Source organism: Nocardia sp. PLKS1-43, assembly GCF_059510335.1.
This window is the reverse complement of the sequence record NZ_JCAJZQ010000046.1, coordinates 1-1,263: the sequence shown is the minus strand read 5'-3', so window position 1 is coordinate 1,263 and position 1,263 is coordinate 1. Positions and strand designations below refer to the sequence as shown.

1 protein-coding gene is annotated in these 1,263 nt (G+C 62.2%); it reads left to right on the top strand.

Features of this window, described 5'->3' with window-relative positions:
* Positions 1–25: 25 nt before the first annotated feature.
* The coding region (locus AC5WS7_RS40590) for a lipase family protein (RefSeq protein WP_495959982.1) at positions 26–1,263 on the top strand (1,238 nt) is incomplete at its 3' end.

The window sequence follows — 1,263 nt, the reverse complement described above, 5'->3', positions numbered from 1 at the left end:
GTTGCCGGGGAATCCTCCTTCCCCGTTGCAGGCGTGGATTGATAGCAATATCAGGCCGCCGCAGTTGGGTGTGGGTTCTGAGCGTTCTGCTGGTGAGCGGGAGGCGGCGTTGTGGCGTGGGTTGTTGTCGTCGCCGACGGGGGATGCGATGTTCGATGTGTGGCCGGGGAATCTTGCTGGTTTGCGGCCGGGGCAGGTGGTGGAGTCGCGGGATGTGACGGTGACGGCTGCGGAGCATATGACGGTGCCGATTCGGCGTGCGGTGTTGTTCAAGTTTCGTTCGACGTCGGCGACGGGGGCGCCGTCGTTCGGGACGGCGACGTTGGTTGTTCCGGCGGCGGGGTGGTCGGGGCCGGGGCCGCGTCCGGTGGAGGTGAACGCGATGCCGATCAATGCGTTGGGGGCGCATTGCACGCCGGGTTTCCAGTTGTCGCATGGTGTGGGGGATCGGGTCAATACGGATCTGGTGTGGTTTCTGCCGGCGTTGTATTCGTCGTTGAGTCAGGGGCATGCGGTTCTGTTGCCTGATCATGAGGGGCCGTTGATGGCGTATGGGGAGCCGAATGTGGGTGGGCATATGGTGTTGGATTCGATTCGGGCGGCGCGGGGGTTGTGGCCGGAGTTGGGTGGGAGCCGGTATGTGGTGGTGGGGTATTCGGGTGGGGCGATCGCGGCGTATGCGGCGGCGATGTTGCAGCGGGAGTATGCGCCGGAGTTGTCGGGGGTGTTGGCTGGGGTCGCTTCGGGTGGGTTGGCGTCGGATTATCGGGATATCGCGCATCGGTTCAATGGTTGGGTTGCTTCGGGGATCTTGTTGTCGGTGTCGACGGCGATCGCGCGTGAGCATCCGGAGTTGTTGCGGTATATGAATCATCTGGCGCAGTGGGTGGTGACTTCTCCGACGCGGGATCTGTGTGGTGATGCTGATGGGCCGTTGGGGGTGGTGGGTATTCCGATGGACGCGGCGACGAATATCGGTGATCCGTTGGATAGTCCGGTGGCGGAGAGGTTGTATCGGGAGATGGATTTGACTGGTCGGACCTCGGGTGTTCCGTTGTATCTGTATCACGGGGCGTGGGATCCGTGGATTCCGTTGCAGGATGTTCAGCGTGTGTATGGTGAGCAGTGTGGTCGTGGTGTTCGGGCGGTGTTGCGTGTGGTGCCGGGTGAGCATTTGAGTAGTTATGTGACCAGTTATTCCGGGTTGACCGATTGGGTCAACGCGCGTTTTCGTGGCGAACCGGCACCGAGTGAATGCCCCGG